Genomic DNA, 21,647 nt, shown 5'->3' with positions numbered 1-21,647 from the left:
TTATGTTTATGAATATGAGTTAAACTTATATCATTTTGTATTTTCATTCAGTAGGGAGATAATTTCATACAAATAACTTGCGGCTCTATTTATTTTTAAAAATACCTCTTGACACCGAATCGAACTATATCGCATAATATAAAAAAATTAGATTGAAAATCGTTGAAGGGAACTAGTACATATGTCTTCTTGCGAAAGAGAGTGGAATTCACCGGCTGAAAGATTCCTCGTATAGAATATATCGAACCTATCCCTGAGTCTTAAATGAAAGTTTAGGCGTTCGCCTGCGTTATAGGCACCAAGTGGATATCTATGTATATCAATTAAGGTGGTACCGCGGAACAATGACCGTTTCGTCCTTTTTATTTTATTAAGGGCGAAGCGGTCATTTTTATTTTGCTCTTAAATACTTCATTGCAGCATTGATGAGAATAGATATAGTTACAAAGTGAATGAAGTGTAATTTATAAAAAACTTTGATTTTAGACTTGGGGGATAAAAAAGTGAAAAAACAACGAGTTGTTGTAAAGATTGGGAGTAGTTCCTTGGCAGATAGTCACGGAGGCATCTCTACAGAACAGCTTTCAGATCACGTTGCCGCATTGGCTCGGTTGAAAGAAGATGGGCACGAGGTTGTGTTAATTACATCTGGAGCCGTCGCTGCAGGTTTTTCAGCGCTAGGATATCCTAGCAGACCTGTAACGATTAAAGGGAAACAGGCTGCAGCAGCTGTTGGACAAAGTTTGTTAATGCAGGCGTACACCGAGGAATTCCGTAAATATGGCATCGTTACTGCGCAACTTTTGCTGACGAGAAGTGATTTTTCTAGAAAAGAACAATATAGTAATGCTTACGCTACGTTAGGAGAATTATTAAACCGCTCCGCTCTTCCAATTATTAATGAAAATGATTCCATCTCCTTAGAGGAGCTGACGTTCGGTGATAATGATATGCTGTCAGCTTTAGTAAGCGGGCTTGTTTCGGCGGATATGCTCATGATCTTTACGGATGTGAACGGGTTATATGACAAAAATCCTCAGAAAAATGCGGATGCAAAAAAATATTATTTTCTTCCTGAAGTTACGGAAGAAATTTCTTCTCTTGCAGGAGATGCTGGCTCAAAACTTGGGACTGGCGGTATGAAATCAAAAATCGATGCTGCAAAGACAGCGCTCTCTCTTGGTGTGAGTGTATTTATCGGAACAGGACGTGGACAGGAAAAGCTTGTAGATGTTTTGAAGGGTAAGGGTGATGGAACGTATGTTGGTAATGCTCCTCAAAAAGAAATGAAGATGAACAAGCAATGGATTGCCTTACATTCGCTTGTTAGCGGACAAATTGAAGTAGATGCTGGGGCAGCTACTGCCATCATTCAGCATGGTAAGAGTTTACTTCCAGCTGGTGTTACGAATGTATCAGGATTTTTCCAAGTGGGTGAAGTTGTAGAGGTTGTAACGCAACAAGGGCGCGTAATAGGAAAAGGACAATGCACATATAGTGCAGAGGAACTAAGAGATGTAAAAGGTATGCAAAGCCAAGATATTCAAGTAAGAGGCGAGAGACATAGTTATGAAGTCATCCATAGGGATCATTGGGTTTCACTTTAAAAAGGAGGAAATAAAAATGAATGAAGTGTTGGCAAAGGGGATAAAAGCAAAAGAGGTTGCTAGAGAGCTTGTGCTTAAATCTACAGAGCAAAAAAACGAAGCACTTTCCGCAATAGCTGATCAGTTAATATTAGAAACAGCTTATATTTTAGAAGAAAACAAGAGGGATATTGAAGAAGGTAAGGCAAAAGGATTTTCTGATTCACTCCTTGATCGTCTTCTGCTAACTGAAAATCGTATTATTGATATGACAGAGGGGATTAAGCAGCTAATTGAATTACGTGATCCTGTAGGAGAATGTGTAAGTGCATGGGAAAGGCCAAATGGACTATCTATTCAGGAGATGCGCGTACCACTTGGGGTTGTCGGAATGATTTATGAGGCAAGACCGAATGTAACTGTTGATGCTGCTACAATTTGTTTAAAAACAGGAAACGCAGTAATACTACGTGGTAGTTCTTCTGCTATTCATTCTAACAAAGCCATCGTTAGCGTTATTCACCGGGCGCTTAAGCAGACTAGCTTGCCTTCAGAAAGTGTACAGCTCATAGAAGATACAACGAGAGATAGTGCAAAACAGTTGTTTACATTGAACGAGTACTTGGATGTTCTTATACCAAGAGGCGGTAAACAATTAATTGATACAGTAGTGAGGGAAGCGTCTGTTCCAGTACTTGAAACAGGTGCGGGGAATTGTCATATTTTCATTGATGAAACAGCGGATAAACAAATGGCATTTGATATTATTATAAACGCAAAAACGCAGCGTCCATCTGTATGTAATGCAATTGAAACGATTGTACTTCATGAGAAGTGGGCAGAGCAATATGGTAGCGAGTTGTTTTCTTCCTTGAAGGAAAGAGGAGTGGAGCTACGTGGTGATAATAAAGCAGTGGAGATTGATCCTTCTATCTTACTTGCGACAGAAGAAGACTGGGAAACTGAGTTTTTATCTCTCACACTAGCAGTGAAAGTGGTTTCCACTGTTGAAGAAGCGATTCATCATATAAATACGTATGGATCTATGCATTCTGAAGCAATTATTACTGAAAACGAGGAAAATGTCAGCAAGTTTTTTACTTCTGTAGATGCCGCGGTACTTTATCATAATGCATCGACTCGTTTTACAGATGGATCCGAATTTGGATTCGGAGCGGAAATTGGTATAAGTACACAAAAGTTACACGTAAGAGGACCAATGGGGCTTCCAGCATTAACTTCTACAAAATATGTGATTCGTGGAAATGGGCAAATTCGAAAATAATAATAAAAGACACTCAATTGGCTTGGGTGTCTTTTATTATAAAAATTATTTACCATACAAATAGCCCAACGAGCATAGCACTTAATAAAGAAACAGCCATCCCGCTAACAAGAAGCTTCCAAACATTTTTACCGATGACTGATGATTTTTCTCCGCCAAATAATGAATTGTAAGTTCCGTAAATCATACCTACTGTACTAAAGTTAGCAAAAGAAGCTAGAAATGTCGTTGCAACCGCAACCGTATGCGGTTGTAGCGACTTTAAGTTTGATTTTAAATCCATCATTGCAACAAATTCATTCGTCGTTATTTTGATCCCCATTAATTCAGCTACATACATAGCATCACTGCCTGATAAACCGAGTAAAAATGCAAAAGGACTAAAGATAATGGAGAAGATTTTTTGAATTGTTAACCCCGTTACAAAAAATCCTAAAATCCCATTTAAACATGCTGTTAAAGCTACATAACCAATTACCATAGCTAAAATAACGATAACCATATTCATCCCAACTAACATACTGTTTGAAATAGTAGAAAAGAAATCCTTTTTTTCATGTTTTGAAGGTGTGTAAACAACGTCTTCTTCTTTCGAAACTTCCACAGGATTTAATACATTGGCTAAAATTAATGCGTTAATACAGTTTAATGGGATTGCGCTGAAAATATATGTTGCTGGAACCATTGATAAATAAGCACCAAGAATGGATCCGCTAACGCTACTCATACTCATAATTCCAAAAGTTAATAATCGATTTTCTTTTAAAACAGATAATTGATCCCGAACAACCGCAAGTGCTTCGGTGTTTCCTAAAAACATCATTTGAATCGAAAAGAAACTTTCTAACTTTGGTAAACGAGAAATCTTTGAAATAACTGCACCTACTTTATCAATAATCCAAGTTAAGATTCCGAAATAAGAAAGAATATCGAAAAAAGTAATAACAAAAATGATAGGAAGTAACGCACTAAAGAAGAAATCAATGTGCTGACTTTCCATAGCTGAAGGAAATGCAAATCGAATACCTTCATTCGCACATGCTAGTAGCCAACTGAAAAATGACGCAATTTTATTAATGATAATACTGCCGAGCTTTGTGCCTAACATAAACCACGTAATAAAAAGCTCCAATAGGATGAGAATTACAATTGGTCTCCATTTTATATGTTTTTTATTAGGCGAACATAAGAAAATGATTAATATGACAACGAAAATCCCTAACATATTCAATATGAAATACATGTCAACAACTCCTTGAGAGTTATTATTTGTATATAAAAAAGCATCTATTCTTCCAAATTTGGATTATGATTAGAAGTTATGAAGCATGTAAGTTATGTTAGGAATCAATGTATTTTAATTTGCTTTATTTTGAGCAATCGTAGTAATTATCGAACAATTAGCTGTTTTCAATTGTTTTGTTGGATATTAAACGTATGCGATTTTAAACATCGTTTATTCCGGATTAACGGGCAGTAAGATTTTTACCTCAAAATTCAAGGAAAGCAAAGAAGTGAGGTGGGGATGGGCTGCCCGCAAAATCCCGATTGGTAAGAGCTGATTAAAATTTCACTTTATAAATAAGAACGGTGAGTTGGCCATGAACCTTGAAGTTTCCGAAGCTGTATAATTTGTCCTGTATGATAAGCATCATGCAAAAGGATATTCATATATTGTTGCCAAACTGGTAGAGAAGGACTTAGTTGATCTAGTTCTGCTTCTTGAAGGGCGGTTAATGAAGATTGTAAGGCATCATGTACTTGAAGCGTTCGCTTTACGGTTTGCTGCCAAGCGGCATCATCATTAGGTCCACCTTGGATAAATGTCTCATCATTATTTTGTGGAGCAACAAATGTGTCGTCTTCATGTAAGCGGGAAAGTAGGCGTTCTTTAAAGATTAATAAATGGTTCACATTTTCCCAAATCGTATTACTGGCAGCACCTTCTGGTTGCCAACATGCTTGTTCAACCGTAAGATTCTTTAACGCTTCTGATATTGGTGGGTACCATTCTTCTTCGTAAAAAACTTGTTGGACTCCATTTTGCAACATTTCTTTTCTTCCCATTCGTATAGCCTCCTGTTCATTTTTCTTCATAAAACCAATTCTCTTTTCTCTTCAATAAACCTTTTCTATAGTTGCACAAGAGGGTGAAAGACAACTTATAACAGAGCCATTAAAAAACTTCTTTTTAATATGATACTTAATAATCAAGGCTTTAATTAAGTCAGAATGAAAAAGAGTATAAACCTTTCTCTATTTGCTCATTGATTAGAGTTTTTTTGAAGTTGCAAAATAATTCTAAAAATATAGAAGGTTAAATTCGATAAAAATAGAATTAAATATATAGCAAACAAGGAGGGGATAAAAATGGAGGTCTATCACATAACGAGTAGAAAGAGGGAAACTTATAACGTTCAAGTGAAATATTCGATACTTTTCGAATGTGCGCTTGGCATTGCAGCAATTACTCATAAGCGGTTAATTGATACTCTTGAAAAGAGTCAAAATGAATGGGAAGAAATTAAGAAATCATTAACAGAAGAAATGAGAGAGCACTTACAATTTGTCGAAGAACATAATACGTGGAAAGCATTACTTCAGGTGTTGTATGAAGAAGACATGCAGGATGTATCGCAGTTTCATGCTAAAATCGATTCACTTTCAGAAGAAGATTTGAAGTATACATGTTTACCGTTTTTAGGGGAGAAATATGAGAAAAAAAGACGTTTAGCCGCAAGTAGAGATGTAACTGCAATACATGAATTAAAGGAATTAACACATGATCATCAGTTTTTCTCTACGTACATTCGCTTTATATGTGATGTAGATGTACAAGTGCTGAAATCTCATTTAATCGCTGTAATGACAGGGTGGTATGAGAGTGTAATTAAGAGTGAGGAAGAAGAAATACTTTCTATATTAAAACGAGATTATGAAGCAAAAAATGAAATGAATAAAAAGATGAAGCCGGAAGAGTTTGTCGAGTGGGCGACTGGCGGAGTGAACTATATGCCAGAGCCAAGTGTTCATCACGTACTTCTTATTCCGCAAATGACGTACAGACCGTGGAATATTGAAGCAGATATTGATGATACGAAAGTATTTCATTATCCAGTTGCAAACGAAAGTATCCATCCTGAAGATCCATATGAACCGAATTATTTTTTAGTTCAAAAACATAAAGCTCTTGGAGATGAAGCGAGGTTACGCATTGTAAAAATGTTGTTCGAAAAAGAACGAACATTGCAGGAAATTACAGAAAGATTGCAACTTGGTAAATCGACTGTACACCACCATTTGAAATTGTTACGTGCAGCGAAGTTAGTGGATATACACGATGGAAAATATGTATTAAGAAAGAAAGCAGTACAGTCTTTAGCGAAAGAATTAGATATGTTTTTGAATAGATAATTAACAACGAGAATGTACATAAAGGGAGGAATATAAAAGAAAAGTTGGTGTATGAAATTGAAAAATGTATTGAAAAATCGTTCGTTTTTTTTTATGTGGATTGGTAGTGCAATCTCAGAATTAGGAGGGGCTTTCGGAACGTTATGTAATTCAATTCTAGTATATGAGTTAACAGGATCAGAAATGGCTTTAAGTAGTATGTGGTTATTATATTTCATCCCATCACTCATACTGCAATTAATCAGCAGTCCGTTTATTGATAAATGGAGCCGGAAGTGGATTATGATTTTTTCACAATGGATACGAGCGTCCGTATTCTTATTACCTTTGGTGATGTTAGTTTCGGGTAGTATAGAAGTTTGGCACATTTATGTTGTTCAAATTGTAGTGGGACTTATTACACCACTTTATACACCTGCAAGTCAAGCCATTACACCGAGCATTGTAAGGAAAGAACAACTTCAAGATGCGAATGCGTACATTGATGGAATGACTCGCCTTATGATGTTTCTTGCGCCAGTATTAGGTGGAGTAGTCATTCATTTCATTGGAACAGAACTTACATTATCTTTCGTATGCATTTGTTTATTTGTTAGTGGCACTTTCTTACTTTATATAAAAGAAAATAGAACGTCGCAACCTATTCGGAAAACGTGGCTTGGACAGTTTCTTCACGGTTTTACATATTTTTTTACAAAACCAATCATCGTTTGGCTCGGTATATTTCTTACTTTCGTGCAGTTTGGAGTAGGGGTAACGATGGTCACAAATCTTCCTTATATAAAAGACGAGCTGTCAGCGGGATATGCAGAGTACGGTTATTTCATGGCAGGTTTTCCACTTGGCTACGTAATTGGCTCAGTATTAGTCGGAAAAGTAACATATAAAAGTCGGCGTATACTTATGCTTGGAGGATTGTTTATAGGGGGACTCACATACATTTCATTAGGATTCAATCATAGTATTATCATTGCAATAATAATTGAAGTAATAGCAGGGATTTGTATTGCATTTTTCAATGTTCATAACACGACAATATGCCAACAAATCGTCCCAAATAATATGATAGGACAAGTATTTTCAGTGCGTTTATTTTTCATACGATCCGCTATGCCGTTAGGTGTGTTAGTAGGGGGAATATTGAGTGAAATGTTGGGAGTAAGAGTGCTATATTTAATTATCGGTGCAATTATATGTGTCACCTCTTTAATAGGGATGTTACTTCCATATTTCAAATTTTTAGATGAGGCGATAGAAAAGAAATCAGCATAATTCAAAAAATTAAAACTTTACAATTGAAAATAATTATCATAATCAATTATAATAGAAGAATACTAGTATTCGTATTACGAAGAGGGAGTGGGATATATGTTTATCGAAACGAAAACATTTACAGTAAAAGAAGGTACATCAAATATAGTTGTAGAACGTTTCACTGGAGAAGGCATAATTGAAAAATTTGAAGGCTTCATCGATTTAAGTGTTCTCGTTAAAAAAGTAAGACGCGGTGACGAAGAAGTAGTCGTAATGATTCGCTGGGAATCGGAAGAAGCATGGAAAAACTGGGAAACAAGTGAAGAACACTTAGCTGGACATAGAGCGGGACGTGGTAAACCAAAACCAGATCATATTATTAATGTGGATCATGCGGTTTATTATGTGAAATCATCGAAATCGGCTTATCAACAGTTGTAATATACAAGCAGAGGATACATGTTGTAGAAGCAAACATGTATCCTCTTTTTTATTATTGGGGGATGGGAATGATAGGAAATCTTTCATTCATTTAAAAAACGTTCTAGGCTATAGAAAAAAATATTAGACTTATAAAGCATAGTCTTAGATGGAACGCTTGAATATTTTTCCTTACATATTTAAGTGTTATGAAAAAAATGAATCCATATACCCTCAGTTTAAAAGGAGATGAGTACATGAAGCTGAATCATTTAAATTTATGTGTTGATGATTTATCGGAAGCGAGACATTTCTTTGAAACATTTTTTGATTTTCAATTTTTGGAGCAAAAAGGGAAAGCACTTGTAGTGATGAGTGATGAGAGTGGTTTTATACTTGTACTAAGTGATCCAAAAGCATTTAAAGGGAATAAGGAAGTGATGTATCCAGAAGCTTTTCATATTGGTTTTGAGGTAGTAGTTATGGTTTTTATTTTACAGTATTTAATGGCTTATTAATTGAAGTGTCTTGTCTTGATTATAGAGAAGGTAAGAAAGTTTCAAAGCTTAATAGTAATCATCAAGAGTAATCATTTGAAGGTGTATAAAATTTAAGTATGTATCATATTAGAAGACGGATTAAGAAAGTTTCACTGCAAAGTAAAAAAGACAGACTAATAAATAGTCTGTCTTTTCACATTAATTCTTCACATCATCATAAAGTTCAAGTGCCTCTTTCACATTCAATCCATTTTTTACAATGCCATGTATTGCTTGGATCATCGCAGCTGGGTGCTCGGATTGCCATATGTTTCGGCCCATGTCTACTCCAATTGCGCCTTCTTGCAGTGCATTGTACGTAATGTTTAATGCGTCTTCAATTGAATCTAGTTTGGGGCCGCCCGCGATGACTACTGGGGCAGGGCATGTGCTCGTTATTTTTTCGAACCCTTCGCAGTAATACGTTTTAATAATATCAGCACCCATTTCAACACATACGCGGGAAGCAAGTGCTAGAAAGCGAGCTTCACGTTTTTGTAATTCTTTTGCGACTGCGGTAATGCCGAGTACAGGTAGGCCGTAATCGTGAGCTTCAGAGACTACATTTGCGAGATTTGTAACAGTTTGTGTTTCATAGTCTGATCCGACAAAAACAGAAACGCCAACGCCAATTGCGTTTTGCTTCACTGCTTCTTTTACAGGTGTAACAATTGTTTCATTCGCTAAATCTTTACCGACGACAGTAGCGCCGCCAGATACACGCATAACCATCGGTGTGCTGCAGTTTTCAGGAATACAGGAGCTAAGTACACCGCGCGTTAAAAAGAGGGAGTCTGTATAAGGAAGTAAGTTTTTTACTGTTTCAAGTGGTTGTTCTAGTCCGTGAATTGGTCCTAAGAAATAACCGTGATCTATTGCTAACATAACCGCTCTACCATCAGGTAAAATTGTATTTAATCGATTTTTAAATCCCCAAGTCATTCCAAATCACTCCTTCGTTAATGTTGGATTTTCCGTTTGTACAGTATCTTTATTTGGTAAATGTGGTGACTTAATAAAAACAGCTTTAAAAGGTTTGTCAGAATGGTTAATAAGATAGTGAGATTCATGAGGACGAACTTGCAGGACATCACCTTGTTTAATTGGAACTCTTTCATTATTCACATAGAAATCTATTTCACCTTCTAATGCATAAAAGACCTCTTCGCACGTCGTATGATAATGGTTTTGAAACTCCTGGCCCGGTTGAATGACAACAAGGCCAAGATCAATATTTGGACCTTGTATTAAATATTTCGGCCCGTTATCACCGAAGCGATAGGAGAAGTCATTTTCATTCGCTTTTAACATACAGTTCACTCCTTTATGTAATGTGTTACAGTGCACCAGGCGCAATCCACATATGTGAGGTGAGCCCTTTATCAGCTAAAGCGAGCTGACTGTCATATACAGTTTTCCATGTTTCATAGAACTCTTTATATAGTTCGTGATTTTCAGTAACTGGTTCGAATGTTTGCTCCCACTGTACAAACTCTTCGGCAGTTTCTTCCATAGATGAATATATGCCAGCACCAACTCCAGCAGCAATCGCAGTTCCTAAAGCAGCTGCTTCTTTCACAACAGGTACTTTTACAGGAATACCGAGTACGTCTGATAGAATTTGTGGCCATAGTTTTCCTTTAGCGGCACCGCCAGCAAAAATAACTTCAGAAAGGAATGTGCCAGTTAGATTTTTTATTAATTTTAAGTTTCCAAGTGTAATGAAGGCTGCATTTTCTTCAATAGCACGAAACAGTTCTTTTTTTCCGCATTTGTCAGCGTCTAAACTTAAATTTAAAAAAGAAGGTGCGGCATGACGCCAAGAAATGTAGTTCATAACGTTTGAAAAAGTAGGGATAATGCCATGTGAACCGACAGGTACGTCTTTCGCTTGTTCTTCTAGTAATTCATAAGCATCTACACCGAGTTTATCAGCAAGTTTCTTTTCTTCTTGGCAAAAAGCGTCTCGAAACCAGCGCATAACGAGACCTGGGAAAAAGGCGATTGTTTCATATTGCCATAGGTTCGGAACAACGTGACAATTTACTCGAATCGCAGCATGTGGATCTGTTATTGGCTCAGTAACATTCACTTCTTGTTGCCAAAAGCTACCCCCGCATATTAACGTTTGATTCGGTTTCACGATTCCTGTTCCGAGCGATGCCATTTGAGCATCTCCACCCCCGGCGACGACAGGAATCCCTTCACGTAATCCAGTTAATGCTGCACACTCTTTTGTAACGTTGCCAATTACTGTACCAGCTTCATTTACTGTTGGTGAAAATGGCAAAGATAGGCCGCACTCCTTAGCGACATCGTTATCCCACACTCTATTTTGTAAGTCAAAAATACCTGACGTGCATCCGTTTGAGGGATCGATTTGTAGTACGCCGCTTAGTTTATATAAAATCCAATCGTTTAACATTGTAAAAGAGTGAATATTATTATAGACGTCGGGTTCATGTTTTTTTATCCAGAGTAGGCGTGGTAAAGCACCTAATGAAAAAGTTTGACCAGACTTTGTATATAAATCTTTTTCAAGATGTGACCGAATTTCTTTTAATTCACTAACTTCGACGGATGCGCGCCCATCAACATTTGCACACGCCCATATTTCTTGCCCATCTTGATCATATAAAACAAATCCTTCTCGCATACTTGTAGCGCTAATAGCAAGAATAGAAGAGGCAGGAGTGTTGCTTTTTTGAAGCACCTCTTTCGTACATTCTTGTACTAGCTTCCAATTTTCTACTACATCAAAGTTCATAGAGCCTGGATAACGAAGGTCAGATTTGTGAATCCATTCTTTTTGACTTACTGCAATTTGATTACCATGTAAATCAAAAAGAACTGCTCGAATGCTCCCTGTACCAGCATCGAAAGCTAATAAATGGGACATTAACAATCACCATCCTTTCGTAATAAGGAGAGGGCAGTTTCCTCATTGGTAATTAATGAATGAATAAACTTTCCTTTTAAGGCACCATAAATTGCATCTATCTTTTCAGTACCTCCAGCAACACCGACGACATGCTTCATATTGCGCAAAATAGAGAGGGGCGTGCCAATTAGACGATTGTGATGCGAGAGCTCTAATAAATCGCCATTTGTATTATAAAACTGTCCTAAAATATCGCCAGCACCGTTTTGACTACGAATATATGTCATCTCACGTAGTGTTAATTTTTCTTCTTTTACAATCGTAGCGTCTTGAGATAATCCCCCAATACCGACAACAGCCGTATGAGCAAGTGAAGCGACTTGAAGCATATCTTTTACGCTCGGTTCTGATAGAATACTTTGTGCCATTTCGGTTGTAGACGCTAGAAACGGCGTAGGGATAATGTGAAGTTCGCCTTGCATGTAGTGTAAATAGTTTTGTTTTCTCGGGAGATAGTGATTTACCCCGCCTGTGAGCGTTACGATTGAAAGGTTGATAGAACTTTCAAAATGAATGTTTTCTAGCATTTTGCTAATTGTTTCTCCCCAGCCAATACCGAGTAAATCGCCTTGCTGGAGATGAGTTTCTAAATATTGTGCAGCAGCTTTTCCGAGAGAAGCGTGATAATTGTTTACTGGGGTAGGGATAATAAAAGCATCTTTTAAGTGGAATTTTTTCATTAGGTCACGCTCAATACTTAAACAGTGCAAACCAGTCCCTTTTACGTGAAATGTAACGATACCTTCACTCCGCGCTTTACCTAATAACCGGACGACTTTATTTCTTGAAATATGAAGAAGTGACGCGATCTCCTGTTGTGTTAATTGGTCTTTATAATAGTACCAAGCTACTTTAGTTAATAAATTTTCTTCAAAGTTCAGCTGAGTCATACTCTTCATCCCTTTCAACAATTGACCACAGCTTAAACATATGTAACATATATTTTGTTTATTCCAGTTGAAACGATTAATAGTACGTAGAAAAAAGTGTTCTAGATATAAAAAAAGGAATATACAATGCTACAAAACAAGTAGAACAAATAATCATTTTCTCAAAAAATGTTCTGGATAAAGGCAGGTGACATCATGTGGAGAACGTACCTTTATTACAAGTAAAGAAAATGAGTAAGGCGTTTTTAAATCAACTTGTATTAAAAGAAGTGAACTTACAAGTAGAGCGCGGAGATATATACGCTTTAGTGGGGGGAAATGGCGCCGGGAAATCAACATTAATGAAAATATTAACGGGGTTATATTCGTATGATGATGGAGAGATGTATGTAAAAGGAATGAAGCAACAGTTTTCAAATCCATCAGAAGCACACCGAAAAGGTATTTATTTAATACCGCAAGAACCACTCATTTTTCCGCATATGACTATTGAAGAAAATATGTGTATCGGGTTAAAAGAAAAGAAAAAGAAACTAAAAGTACAGATTCAGCAATTGATTAGCAGCTTAGGATGGGATATTGACCTTAATAAACTAGGAGGAACATTATCGATTGCGCAACAACAGTTAGTAGAAATCGTTAGAGGATTAATAAGAGAAGCTGAGATTCTTATTCTAGATGAGCCAACATCGACATTAACAACACACGAAATTAAGAGTCTTTTTGTGTTGATGAAAAGTTTACAAGAAAAAGGAATCGGGATGATTTATATTACACATCGTTTTCCAGAAATCTTTGAAATTGCCAACAAAGTAGCAATACTACGTGATGGAATGGTTGTAAGCCAAGGTGATGTATGTGACTATACATATGACATGCTGATGGAGGGACTATTGCCAAAAGGATATAAACAGAAAGAGAAAATAGAAGTAGTTCAAGAGACAGTAAAGACGAAAAAAATATTAGAAGTGGTTGATATAAATGGTCACGCATTCGAAAATATATCATTCACTGTACATGCCGGTGAGGTTGTAGGTGTTGCTGGCATTATAGGATCTGGCAGAACGGAATTAGCAGAAGCGATATTTGGATTGAAAACTATAAAATCAGGGTCTATCTTATTGGGTGGAAAATCAATTGATACGTGTTCTTTGCATAAAAGGCTAGACGAAGGACTAGTTTATGTGCCAGAGGATAGAGCGAGGAATGGAATTTTCTCAATTGCTTCTGTTAAAGAAAATATTGCAGCAGCAAGTTTATATCAAAATAATCGCTTTTTTATAAATCAAGAAAAAGAAAGCGCTTTAGTTAATTCGTTTATAGAACAGTTCCGAATTGTTGTACAGAATATGAATAAAGAACTGGCATCTTTATCAGGAGGTAATCAGCAGAAGGTCGTGCTTGCGAAGTATCTTGCATGTAATCCTAAAATTATTATTCTTGATGAGCCGACTCGCGGAATTGATGCGAAAGCAAGGCTTGAAGTGTATGAGACGATAAAAAAAATGAAAAGGGAAGGACTCGCAATTTTATTAATCTCTTCAGATGTTGAAGAAATTGTCCAATTAGTAAACCGTGTATATGTAATGAGAAATGGGCGATTTGTTTCTCATATGGAAAAAGAACAACTGAGTGTGAATGAAGTTACACGCCTTGCATACGGAGGTGTAGCGGAATGAAACGTATGTTAAAAATGCATGAAACGTCTATCATACTGTTACTACTAATTTATATAGCTATTGTAGGAATGATAAACCCTAGTTTTATTCAATTTAACTCGTTATCTTTACTGATGAAATCAAGCGTTATTTTAGTCGTGCTAGCAATCGGTCAATCGTTCGTCTTATTTACGAAAAATATAGATGTATCAGTTGGTTCAAGCATGGGGTTAAGTGCAGCAGTTTGCGGAATGATGTTAACGAATGGGTATAGTGCATTCTTGTCGATATTTGTAGCTATTATACTTGGGGCCATTATTGGTTTCGTAAATGGTATTGGAGTTGCGAAGTTTCGGGTACCAGCCATTATTATGACATTAGGCATGTTAGGAATTATTAGAGGTACAATGTTAATTTTCACAGGCGGGAAGTGGATTGAAGATATTCCAAACGATTTTAAGCAGCTGCCATCTATCATCATTCTTGGTTTACCTATAACTGTATGGTTCGTTCTTATTATTTTACTACTACTATACTTCTTTTTAAGAAAAGTGCCATTGGGAAGATACTTTTATGCGGTAGGTGATAATGAAGATGGCGCGAGGCTTATTGGTATACCTGTTAATAAAGTGAAGATATATGCGTTTATGATTTCAGGCATAAGCGCTGCGATCGCTGGTTGCATATTTGTTATGAATATCGGTTTCGTGCCAAATCAAACAGGTACAGGATTAGAATTACAAGTAATCGCAGCCGCTGTACTAGGAGGAATTCACTTAAAAGGAGGAACAGGATCTTTATTTGGAGCTGCATTAGGAGCGTTATTTTTAGAAACAATAAGTAGCTCACTCGTCTTTTTAAAAATACCAGCATTTTGGAATAATGCTATTTCAGGTTTTTTATTATTACTTATCATCATATTAGATAGTGTTATGAAAAAGTGGAAGGCAGAAAGGAGGGTGAATCTATGAAGTATGTATATAGATGGGAAGGGGTTCTAATTGTATTACTTCTTGTAGAATTCATCCTTTTTAGTTTAATAAATAGTGATTTCTTAAATATTAGTAATCTCCTTTTTAGTACAAATGATTTCTTATTTATCGCAATTGCGGCGATACCAATGACTTTTGTTATAGTAACAGGAGGAATTGATGTATCGATCGGCTCAATAATGGGGCTCACTTCGATCTTAATCGGTGTACTTTGGATGAACGGAATACCTATTTTGTTTGCTGTTATAATCGCCCTAATAATTAGTTGTTTAGCAGGCGCTTTAAACGGACTCATTATAAAAATGACGGATGTAGAACCACTCGTCGTTACACTCGGAACGATGTTTTTATACGGGGGAATTGCCCTCGTCATTTCAGGAGGGGCAGGTGCTTCTGGGTATGAAGGAATAAGCGGTTTACCAGACGTATTTGTACAACTGGCAAATGGTAGTTTTATAGGAATACCGAATTTATTATGGCTACTGATCGTATTAACAGTTTTATGTACTGTATTATTTCATCGAACTATATACGGGCGCCATGTAAAATTAACAGGTGCGAACGAAAATGCAGCAAAATACACTGGGATTAAAACGAAAAAAGTAGTCATTATTGCTTACATACTTTCAGGGTTAGGAGGTGGATTAGGAGGCGCTTTCTTAACTGCCTACTTCGGTTCCGCACGTGCTGATATGGGAAGTGAAACAATTTTACCAATCATTACAGCAGTCGTCTTAGGCGGTACACTTATTACAGGCGGAAAAGGAAGCATTATTGGTACTGTACTGGCGAGTATTTTCATTGGGCTCATGCAGTATGGCTTGCAAATGACGGGTTTAACAAATGAACAATCCAATGTAGTAATAGGTATTATCCTTATTCTTTCAGTTATTATGAGACATTTCAAATTACATCAATTCTTAGCGGAGAAAAGAAAGAATTTGCATAAGGGGGAAATGTCATGAAGAGAAAACTGGGGATTGTATTGATTGTATGTATTTGTTTAATCGGTTTAATTGCGTGTTCTAGCCAAACGGCAGATAAGAAAAAGGTTGATGATGTGAAATTTGCATTTATTCCGAAATTAACAGGAGTTGGTTTCTTCACATCGGGTGGTGAAGGGGCAAAAGAGATGGGAGATAAGTTAGGCGTGCAAGTGAAGTATGATGGACCGTCTGAAGCGAGTGTTTCAGGGCAAGTTAAATATATAAACAATTTCATTAATCAAAACTATGATGCGATTATGGTTTCATCTACGTCAGTGGATGGGTTATCGCAATCACTGCAACGTGCTAAGAAAAAAGGGATGACGGTGTTAACATGGGATTCTGATGTGAATCCGAAAGATCGTTCTTTTTATATAAGCCAAGGAACACCAGACCAACTTGCTAATTTATTAATAGAAATGACTTCAAAGCAAATTGGAGATAAAGGAAAAGTAGCCTTCTTTTATTCTAGCCCGACAGTAACGGATCAAAACCAATGGGTAACGAAAGCGAAAGAAATTATTAAAAAGAAATATCCGAACTGGGAAATTGTAACGACGCAGTACGGTGAAAATAATGCGCAAAAGTCTTTGTCAGTAGGAGAGAATATTTTAAAAACGTATCCTGATATTAACGCAGTCATTTGTCCAGATGCAACGGCACTTCCGGCAATGGCACAAGCAGCTGAAAATTTAAAAATGGATAAAAAGGTTGTCGTAACTGGCTTCTCTACACCAAACGTTATGCGTGATTACGTAAAACGAGGAACAGTAGCACAATTTGGTTTATGGGATGTAAAACAACAAGGTGCTCTCGCAACGTATGTAGCAAATGAAATTGTTGTAAAAGGGAAGAAGTTAAAAGTAGGGGATAGCTTCGAAGTAAAAGGAATTGGAAAAGTGAAGGTAGAGCCAAACTCCATTCAAGGATATGATTATGAGGCAGAAGGGAATGGAATTATCGTATTACCAGAACGAGTTGTATTTACGAAAGATAATATTGATAAGTATAATTTTTAGTAGACAAAAAAACGTCCGAATATATCGGACGTTTTTTTATTTCTTCATTAATTATGAACAGTTTCTTTTTCGTTTAATCCAAGTGTACGACCAGTAGAAGTGTGAAGATCTTGGAACAATCTTGGATTTTCAGTTAGTGAAATGCCATATGAAGGAATCATTTCTTTTATTTTTTCTTCCCATTCTACCATGCGGCTTGGGAAACATTTTTCTAATACTTCAAGCATGACGTGAACAGCAGTAGAAGCACCTGGTGATGCGCCTAGTAATGCGGCGATTGAGCCGTCAGCTGCACTTACTACTTCTGTACCAAATTGAAGTGTCCCTTTACCGCCAGCATCAGTATCTTTAATTACTTGTACACGTTGCCCAGCAACTACAATATCCCAATCTTCACTTTTTGCGTTCGGAATGAATTCGCGTAATTCTTCCATACGTTTTTCATGTGATAACATAACTTGCTGAATTAAGTATTTTGTAAGTCCCATTTCTTTTACACCAGCGGCTAACATCGTTAAGACGTTATTCGGTTTTACAGAACCGATTAAGTCAAGATTTGAACCTGTTTTTAAGAATTTAGGTGAGAAGCCTGCGAATGGTCCAAACAGTAAAGCTTTTTTATTGTCTATATATCTCGTATCTAGATGAGGTACAGACATTGGCGGAGCACCAACCTTAGCTTTACCGTACACTTTCGCATGATGTTGCTCTACAACTTTTTGGTTTTTACATACCATAAATAGTCCACTTACCGGGAATCCACCGATATGTTTTGATTCAGGGATACCAGTCTTTTGAAGTAGAGGTAGGCTACCGCCACCGCCGCCAATAAAGACGAATTTAGCAGTATGATGCTCAATTTTACCACTATTCATATCGTGTACTTTTACTTCCCACAAACCATTTTTCGTGCGCTTAATATTTTCGACACTATGCTTGTAGTTTAGCTCGACATTTTTTGTTTTTAAGTAATCAAACAACATACGTGTTAATGCACCGAAGTTAACATCTGTTCCAGAGTCAATCTTCGTTGCCGCCATCGGTTCATTAGATGTGCGGCCTTCCATAATGAGTGGAAGCCATTTTTTTAATGTTTCAGGAGCATCAGAAAATTCCATTCCTTGAAACAGTGGATTTTTTGAAAGCGCTTCAAAACGGTTTTTTAGAAACTCAACATTTTTTTTCCCTTGTACTAAACTCATATGAGGTAGTGGCATAATAAAATCTTGTGGATTACGAATTAATTTGCTCTTTACAAGATATGCCCAAAATTGTCTTGAAAGCTGGAATTGCTCATTCACTTTTACAGCCTTACTAATATCTATAGATCCGTCAGCTTTTTCGGAAGTATAGTTCAGTTCGCATAGCGCAGAATGCCCTGTACCTGCATTATTCCATTCGTTAGAGCTTTCTTCCCCGGCACTTGCGAGTTTTTCAAAAACTTTAATTTCCCATTCTGGTGCTAATTCTTTTAGTAATGAGCCTAACGTTGCACTCATAATTCCTGCACCAATTAAGATAACGTCTGTTTTTTGCTGCATGTTGCTCATGATAATCTCTCCATCCCCTATATTGGCAAAAAAGTGTAGGTGTTTTCTATGTCTAAGCCGTAAAAGAGAAACACCGCCTAGGCCCCACCTAGGTGTATACCTTTTTTGTCTCAATTATATAACCATCTCATACTCTATTATAATAATTAATAGACTAAAATATCTAGTGTTATCTGATAATTTTAAACTATTTAACGTTTTATTCGCTAAAAATCTTATTTAACAAGCTCTTTTAAGGTGATAAATAGAAAAAAATTACAGTTTTAAATTATCTCGAAAAAGCTTACGTATCCTTAAGGGACTAAATCGAGTACCTTTTTATGGGATTATTCTTTCTGTAATGGTAAGATTATTCTGAAAAATAAAAAGGAGGGATTTTAATGCGTACAAAAGAGCAAATTTCAAACTTATTTCGAAACTTTTCAATAAAGGAATGTAAAGGGTCAAGTGATTTATATGAATATTTATCAATGAAAATTGCTGAAGATGAGGAAGTACTTACACTATCGTCCTATGCTCAGGTAGGTCAACCAGTCCCAAACTTACTATTAGGTGCAGTACATTATTTATTGTTAACAGGGAAAGAACATCATTTAAAAACGTATTATAGTAGTTTAGTTGAAGATGCTGATACAAATTTAGATAAAGCTTTTAATCATTTTAAAGATTTCTGTAAAGAGTACCGAGAAGAAATCATTACTTTGTTACAAACAAAACTTGTTCAAACGAATGAAGTAAGACGGTGCGCATACTTATACCCAAGTTTCTGCTACATATTTAAGAAAGTGAAGAAGCCGTTAGCGTTAATTGAAATTGGGACAAGTTCTGGGTTGCAATTGTTCTGGGACCAATATTGTTATTCGTACGGAACGGATGAAATGTACGGGAATATAAATTCAAATGTGCATGTAACTTCTGAAATAAGAGGGGAAAATGTGCCGCATTTTCTAAAAGAAAGCCCATCTGTCGTAGAAAGAATCGGACTGGACTTACATGTGAATGATTTACATAATGAGGAAGATTATTTATGGTTACGTGCTTTAATTTGGCCAGAACATAAAGAAAGGCTTGAGATGTTTGATCAAGCTGCATCTTTAGTGAAAAATGAATCTGTCCAATTAATAGAAGGAGACGGTGTAGAGCTATTATCATCTATTATTGAACAAATAAGTGAAGAAGCTGTTATTTGTATTTTCCATACACATGTTGCAAATCAAATACCAGAACAAGTAAAACATAAGTTAGAAAAACAAATACAAGAAATTGGAGCAAAACGTGATGTATTCCACCTGTATAACAACATGTGGGATCGTGACCTTCATATTGATTATTATATTAACGGAAACGAATATCGTGAAACGGTTGGAGAAACAGAAGGGCACGGGAGATGGTTTAGCTGGAAGATTGGAAATGAGACGCTTATTTAGATTAATAGGGGCGCCCTCACTTGTAAAAGATGGGGCCATAGGCTCAAGCATTGACTAAATGGTTAAGGAATAAATGTATTAGTAACATACAAAAAATGCTTCGGAGAAATCCTAAGCATTTTTTGAATTACATTTAAACCCCATAATGGATCATGTACTTCTGTTCTGCTGCAGCTTGTACAATTTTTGAAGCTAACTCATTCAGCTCATCAGATTTTCTGAAGAACTTTGAGGATGTAACTGTTTCATAGAAAATTGCTAATGATTCAGGCGGGATAATTGTAATACCACAATAAGCTAAACCGTATTTCTGATTTTTGACTGTATGGAAGTAGGTTTTCATAATTGATAAATTTTGATTTAAACTACTGATAATATCATCATCAACAGATATACAATGATATTTCTCTGGTGTATAATCTTCGTAATTTTTTTGAGAAGTAAAATCGTCATTTTGTTTACGTGTAATAGAAATGATTATGTAGTTCATTAGTATAGTACTTCATAAAATATCTTCGTTTCTTCTTCGTGAAGACAGTTTACTTATCGGTAAACTCATCGGGAGCCCAAGTGGCGATTTCATTCCCAGGTGCAGCGACTACAAGCCATTGCTTACATAGGACACCAGCTTGCCAACATTCATAATAATCATGAAAACCATTTAAAAAAATAATTTGTCCACTCTCTAATGTAATAATTAAATGAGGGCTTTCTAAGCCAAGTTGTATATCGGTAACTTTTTGTCTTCTTATCTTACATATTCTTTCATATTCTTCTTTCTCAGAATAAACTTCAAATTCATCTTCATTTAATGGGTAGCTTTTTTGAGGTTTATTAAATAAACACCATTTGGATTCGATATTGATATATAATTGTCCGTCATAATCAACTGAGTCGTGAAAGTTTGTGAAATGAATCTTTATAGCGCCTGGAGAAATACCAAATTGTAATCCATCAACTTGTGATCCGATGAATAGATTTTTTAACACTTTTTCAGCGTGAATTTTATCCTCTGTATTCATTATTGAATTCCTCCTTTTCATAAAAATATACCTTATATTTTTATTGTAATAAATAAATTTTCATGTAAAATGAACCTTTTGTGAAAAACGAGCGAATATAGTGTGAAGGATTATGAGAGGGGAACGGAGCTTTGGATGAAGTACAATTAAAAGAATGGCTATATAAACGAAAGTATGTTATCTAAAAAAGACCTTGAGAAAGTGTTACTTTCGATTGTTGAATAGATATTTAGTAAAAGAAGCAACTAATAATTATATTATGTAAACTCTTTTTGTAAAACAACCATAAAAAAATGGATGTTTTATATTTTGATATATTAGGTGGAATATATAGTTTAAAAAAGCGGAATACTTTGCGGAAAGTTAAAAACATTTTTCGGATCGTATTTCGCTTTTACTTTCATTAATCGGTCAAAGCTGCAACTGAAGTATGCATCTGGCCAATTTTTAATGGAAAGGTCAGGTGTATTAACGTAGACACCCTTTGTAAAGGGGAGCATTGCCAAGCGGAAATCTTCAACCCATCGAATACTTCCACCAGCACCTTCTGATTGCCCCATGCCCATCAACTTAAGAGTGAGCACAACCTGAGCTTTCGACTCATCGGATCAAAACATTCCTAAAATAAAAGCATACTCTTAAAAATAAGCATCTCAAATAAACC

20 protein-coding genes, 1 pseudogene and 1 other annotated feature are annotated in these 21,647 nt (G+C 36.2%); of the genes and pseudogenes, 11 read left to right on the top strand and 10 right to left on the bottom strand.

Annotated features, from left to right (window positions below):
* Window positions 1-153: 153 nt before the first annotated feature.
* Window positions 154-364, top strand: a binding site (T-box leader).
* 139 nt (window positions 365-503) lie between these two features.
* Both proB and MR168_RS21265 read left to right on the top strand, forming a co-directional pair.
* Window positions 504-1,607, top strand: coding sequence for a glutamate 5-kinase (proB, locus tag MR168_RS21270; RefSeq protein WP_048534748.1), 1,104 nt, complete (start codon window positions 504-506; stop codon window positions 1,605-1,607).
* A 16-nt stretch (window positions 1,608-1,623) separates the two neighbouring features.
* Complete coding sequence (locus MR168_RS21265; RefSeq protein WP_086412226.1) at window positions 1,624-2,871, top strand: glutamate-5-semialdehyde dehydrogenase; 1,248 nt, start codon at window positions 1,624-1,626, stop codon at window positions 2,869-2,871.
* 49 nt (window positions 2,872-2,920) lie between these two features.
* Here MR168_RS21265 and MR168_RS21260 read toward each other — a convergent pair whose 3' ends face one another.
* Entirely contained in the window at window positions 2,921-4,114 is a 1,194-nt protein-coding gene (locus tag MR168_RS21260) for a NupC/NupG family nucleoside CNT transporter (RefSeq protein ID WP_000273596.1), read from the bottom strand.
* Between the two features lie 332 nt (window positions 4,115-4,446).
* On the bottom strand, window positions 4,447-4,938 hold the full coding sequence (locus MR168_RS21255; protein ID WP_000532733.1) for a DinB family protein: 492 nt from the start codon (window positions 4,936-4,938) through the stop codon (window positions 4,447-4,449).
* Window positions 4,939-5,241: 303 nt separating this feature from the next.
* Here MR168_RS21255 and MR168_RS21250 point away from each other — a divergent pair, with 303 nt between their 5' ends.
* The 4 genes and pseudogenes from MR168_RS21250 (at window position 5,242) to MR168_RS21235 (ending at window position 8,548) form a co-directional block, all read left to right on the top strand.
* Window positions 5,242-6,285: an ArsR/SmtB family transcription factor gene (locus MR168_RS21250; protein WP_016122720.1), complete on the top strand. Its 1,044-nt coding sequence runs from the start codon at window positions 5,242-5,244 to the stop codon at window positions 6,283-6,285.
* A gap of 51 nt (window positions 6,286-6,336) precedes the next feature.
* The gene (locus MR168_RS21245) at window positions 6,337-7,557 is read left to right on the top strand and encodes an MFS transporter (RefSeq protein WP_016122719.1); all 1,221 of its coding nucleotides are present in this window, start codon (window positions 6,337-6,339) and stop codon (window positions 7,555-7,557) included.
* A gap of 96 nt (window positions 7,558-7,653) precedes the next feature.
* The gene (hmoA, locus tag MR168_RS21240; RefSeq protein WP_000469497.1) at window positions 7,654-7,980 is read left to right on the top strand and encodes a heme-degrading monooxygenase HmoA; all 327 of its coding nucleotides are present in this window, start codon (window positions 7,654-7,656) and stop codon (window positions 7,978-7,980) included.
* A gap of 236 nt (window positions 7,981-8,216) precedes the next feature.
* Window positions 8,217-8,548: pseudogene (locus MR168_RS21235) on the top strand (VOC family protein).
* Window positions 8,549-8,657: 109 nt separating this feature from the next.
* Here the strand turns inward: MR168_RS21235 and lsrF are convergent.
* Genes lsrF through MR168_RS21215 form a run of 4 tightly spaced genes read right to left on the bottom strand, consistent with a single transcriptional unit; the run spans window position 8,658 to window position 12,329 of the window.
* Window positions 8,658-9,440, bottom strand: coding sequence for a 3-hydroxy-5-phosphonooxypentane-2,4-dione thiolase (gene lsrF / locus MR168_RS21230; protein ID WP_000219782.1), 783 nt, complete (start codon window positions 9,438-9,440; stop codon window positions 8,658-8,660).
* A gap of 6 nt (window positions 9,441-9,446) precedes the next feature.
* Window positions 9,447-9,809, bottom strand: coding sequence for a cupin domain-containing protein (locus MR168_RS21225; RefSeq protein ID WP_000909986.1), 363 nt, complete (start codon window positions 9,807-9,809; stop codon window positions 9,447-9,449).
* Window positions 9,810-9,834: 25 nt separating this feature from the next.
* The gene (gene lsrK, locus MR168_RS21220; RefSeq protein WP_242291474.1) at window positions 9,835-11,397 is read right to left on the bottom strand and encodes an autoinducer-2 kinase; all 1,563 of its coding nucleotides are present in this window, start codon (window positions 11,395-11,397) and stop codon (window positions 9,835-9,837) included.
* A complete protein-coding gene (locus tag MR168_RS21215) occupies window positions 11,397-12,329 on the bottom strand; it encodes a sugar-binding transcriptional regulator (protein WP_086412227.1) in 933 nt (310 codons plus the stop codon). The genes lsrK and MR168_RS21215 overlap by 1 nt, the downstream gene beginning before the upstream one ends.
* Before the next feature lie 197 nt (window positions 12,330-12,526).
* Here MR168_RS21215 and MR168_RS21210 point away from each other — a divergent pair, with 197 nt between their 5' ends.
* Genes MR168_RS21210 through lsrB form a run of 4 tightly spaced genes read left to right on the top strand, consistent with a single transcriptional unit; the run spans window position 12,527 to window position 16,984 of the window.
* The gene (locus MR168_RS21210) at window positions 12,527-14,008 is read left to right on the top strand and encodes a sugar ABC transporter ATP-binding protein (protein WP_044307004.1); all 1,482 of its coding nucleotides are present in this window, start codon (window positions 12,527-12,529) and stop codon (window positions 14,006-14,008) included.
* Window positions 14,005-14,958, top strand: coding sequence for an ABC transporter permease subunit (locus tag MR168_RS21205; protein WP_086412228.1), 954 nt, complete (start codon window positions 14,005-14,007; stop codon window positions 14,956-14,958). Before MR168_RS21210 ends, MR168_RS21205 begins: the two co-directional genes overlap by 4 nt.
* On the top strand, window positions 14,955-15,944 hold the full coding sequence (locus MR168_RS21200) for an ABC transporter permease (RefSeq protein WP_000878526.1): 990 nt from the start codon (window positions 14,955-14,957) through the stop codon (window positions 15,942-15,944). Before MR168_RS21205 ends, MR168_RS21200 begins: the two co-directional genes overlap by 4 nt.
* Window positions 15,941-16,984: an autoinducer 2 ABC transporter substrate-binding protein LsrB gene (lsrB, locus tag MR168_RS21195; protein ID WP_000823660.1), complete on the top strand. Its 1,044-nt coding sequence runs from the start codon at window positions 15,941-15,943 to the stop codon at window positions 16,982-16,984. Before MR168_RS21200 ends, lsrB begins: the two co-directional genes overlap by 4 nt.
* Before the next feature lie 47 nt (window positions 16,985-17,031).
* Here the strand turns inward: lsrB and MR168_RS21190 are convergent, their stop codons facing one another.
* Window positions 17,032-18,534: a malate:quinone oxidoreductase gene (locus MR168_RS21190; RefSeq protein WP_061664868.1), complete on the bottom strand. Its 1,503-nt coding sequence runs from the start codon at window positions 18,532-18,534 to the stop codon at window positions 17,032-17,034.
* Window positions 18,535-18,914: 380 nt separating this feature from the next.
* On the opposite strand from MR168_RS21190, the gene MR168_RS21185 reads away from it, so the two are divergent.
* Entirely contained in the window at window positions 18,915-19,961 is a 1,047-nt protein-coding gene (locus tag MR168_RS21185) for a DUF2332 domain-containing protein (RefSeq protein WP_086412230.1), read from the top strand.
* A 133-nt stretch (window positions 19,962-20,094) separates the two neighbouring features.
* On the opposite strand, the gene MR168_RS21180 is transcribed toward MR168_RS21185, so the two are convergent.
* The 3 genes from MR168_RS21180 to MR168_RS21170 form a co-directional block, all read right to left on the bottom strand.
* Window positions 20,095-20,451 carry a hypothetical protein gene (locus MR168_RS21180; protein ID WP_001106576.1) on the bottom strand — a complete coding sequence of 119 codons (357 nt, stop codon included), beginning with the start codon at window positions 20,449-20,451 and terminating at the stop codon, window positions 20,095-20,097.
* A 49-nt stretch (window positions 20,452-20,500) separates the two neighbouring features.
* Window positions 20,501-20,983: a hypothetical protein gene (locus tag MR168_RS21175; RefSeq protein ID WP_001090914.1), complete on the bottom strand. Its 483-nt coding sequence runs from the start codon at window positions 20,981-20,983 to the stop codon at window positions 20,501-20,503.
* A 335-nt stretch (window positions 20,984-21,318) separates the two neighbouring features.
* Window positions 21,319-21,549: a BBE domain-containing protein gene (locus tag MR168_RS21170; protein WP_348980677.1), complete on the bottom strand. Its 231-nt coding sequence runs from the start codon at window positions 21,547-21,549 to the stop codon at window positions 21,319-21,321.
* Between the last annotated feature and the right edge of the window lie 98 nt (window positions 21,550-21,647).

Origin of the sequence: Bacillus cereus group sp. BfR-BA-01356 (assembly GCF_022663635.1) — a bacterium.
Taxonomy (GTDB): Bacteria; Bacillota; Bacilli; order Bacillales; family Bacillaceae_G; genus Bacillus_A; species Bacillus_A cereus.
The sequence above is the reverse complement of the archived record's forward strand: the minus strand, read 5'-3'. Positions and strand labels throughout refer to the sequence as shown.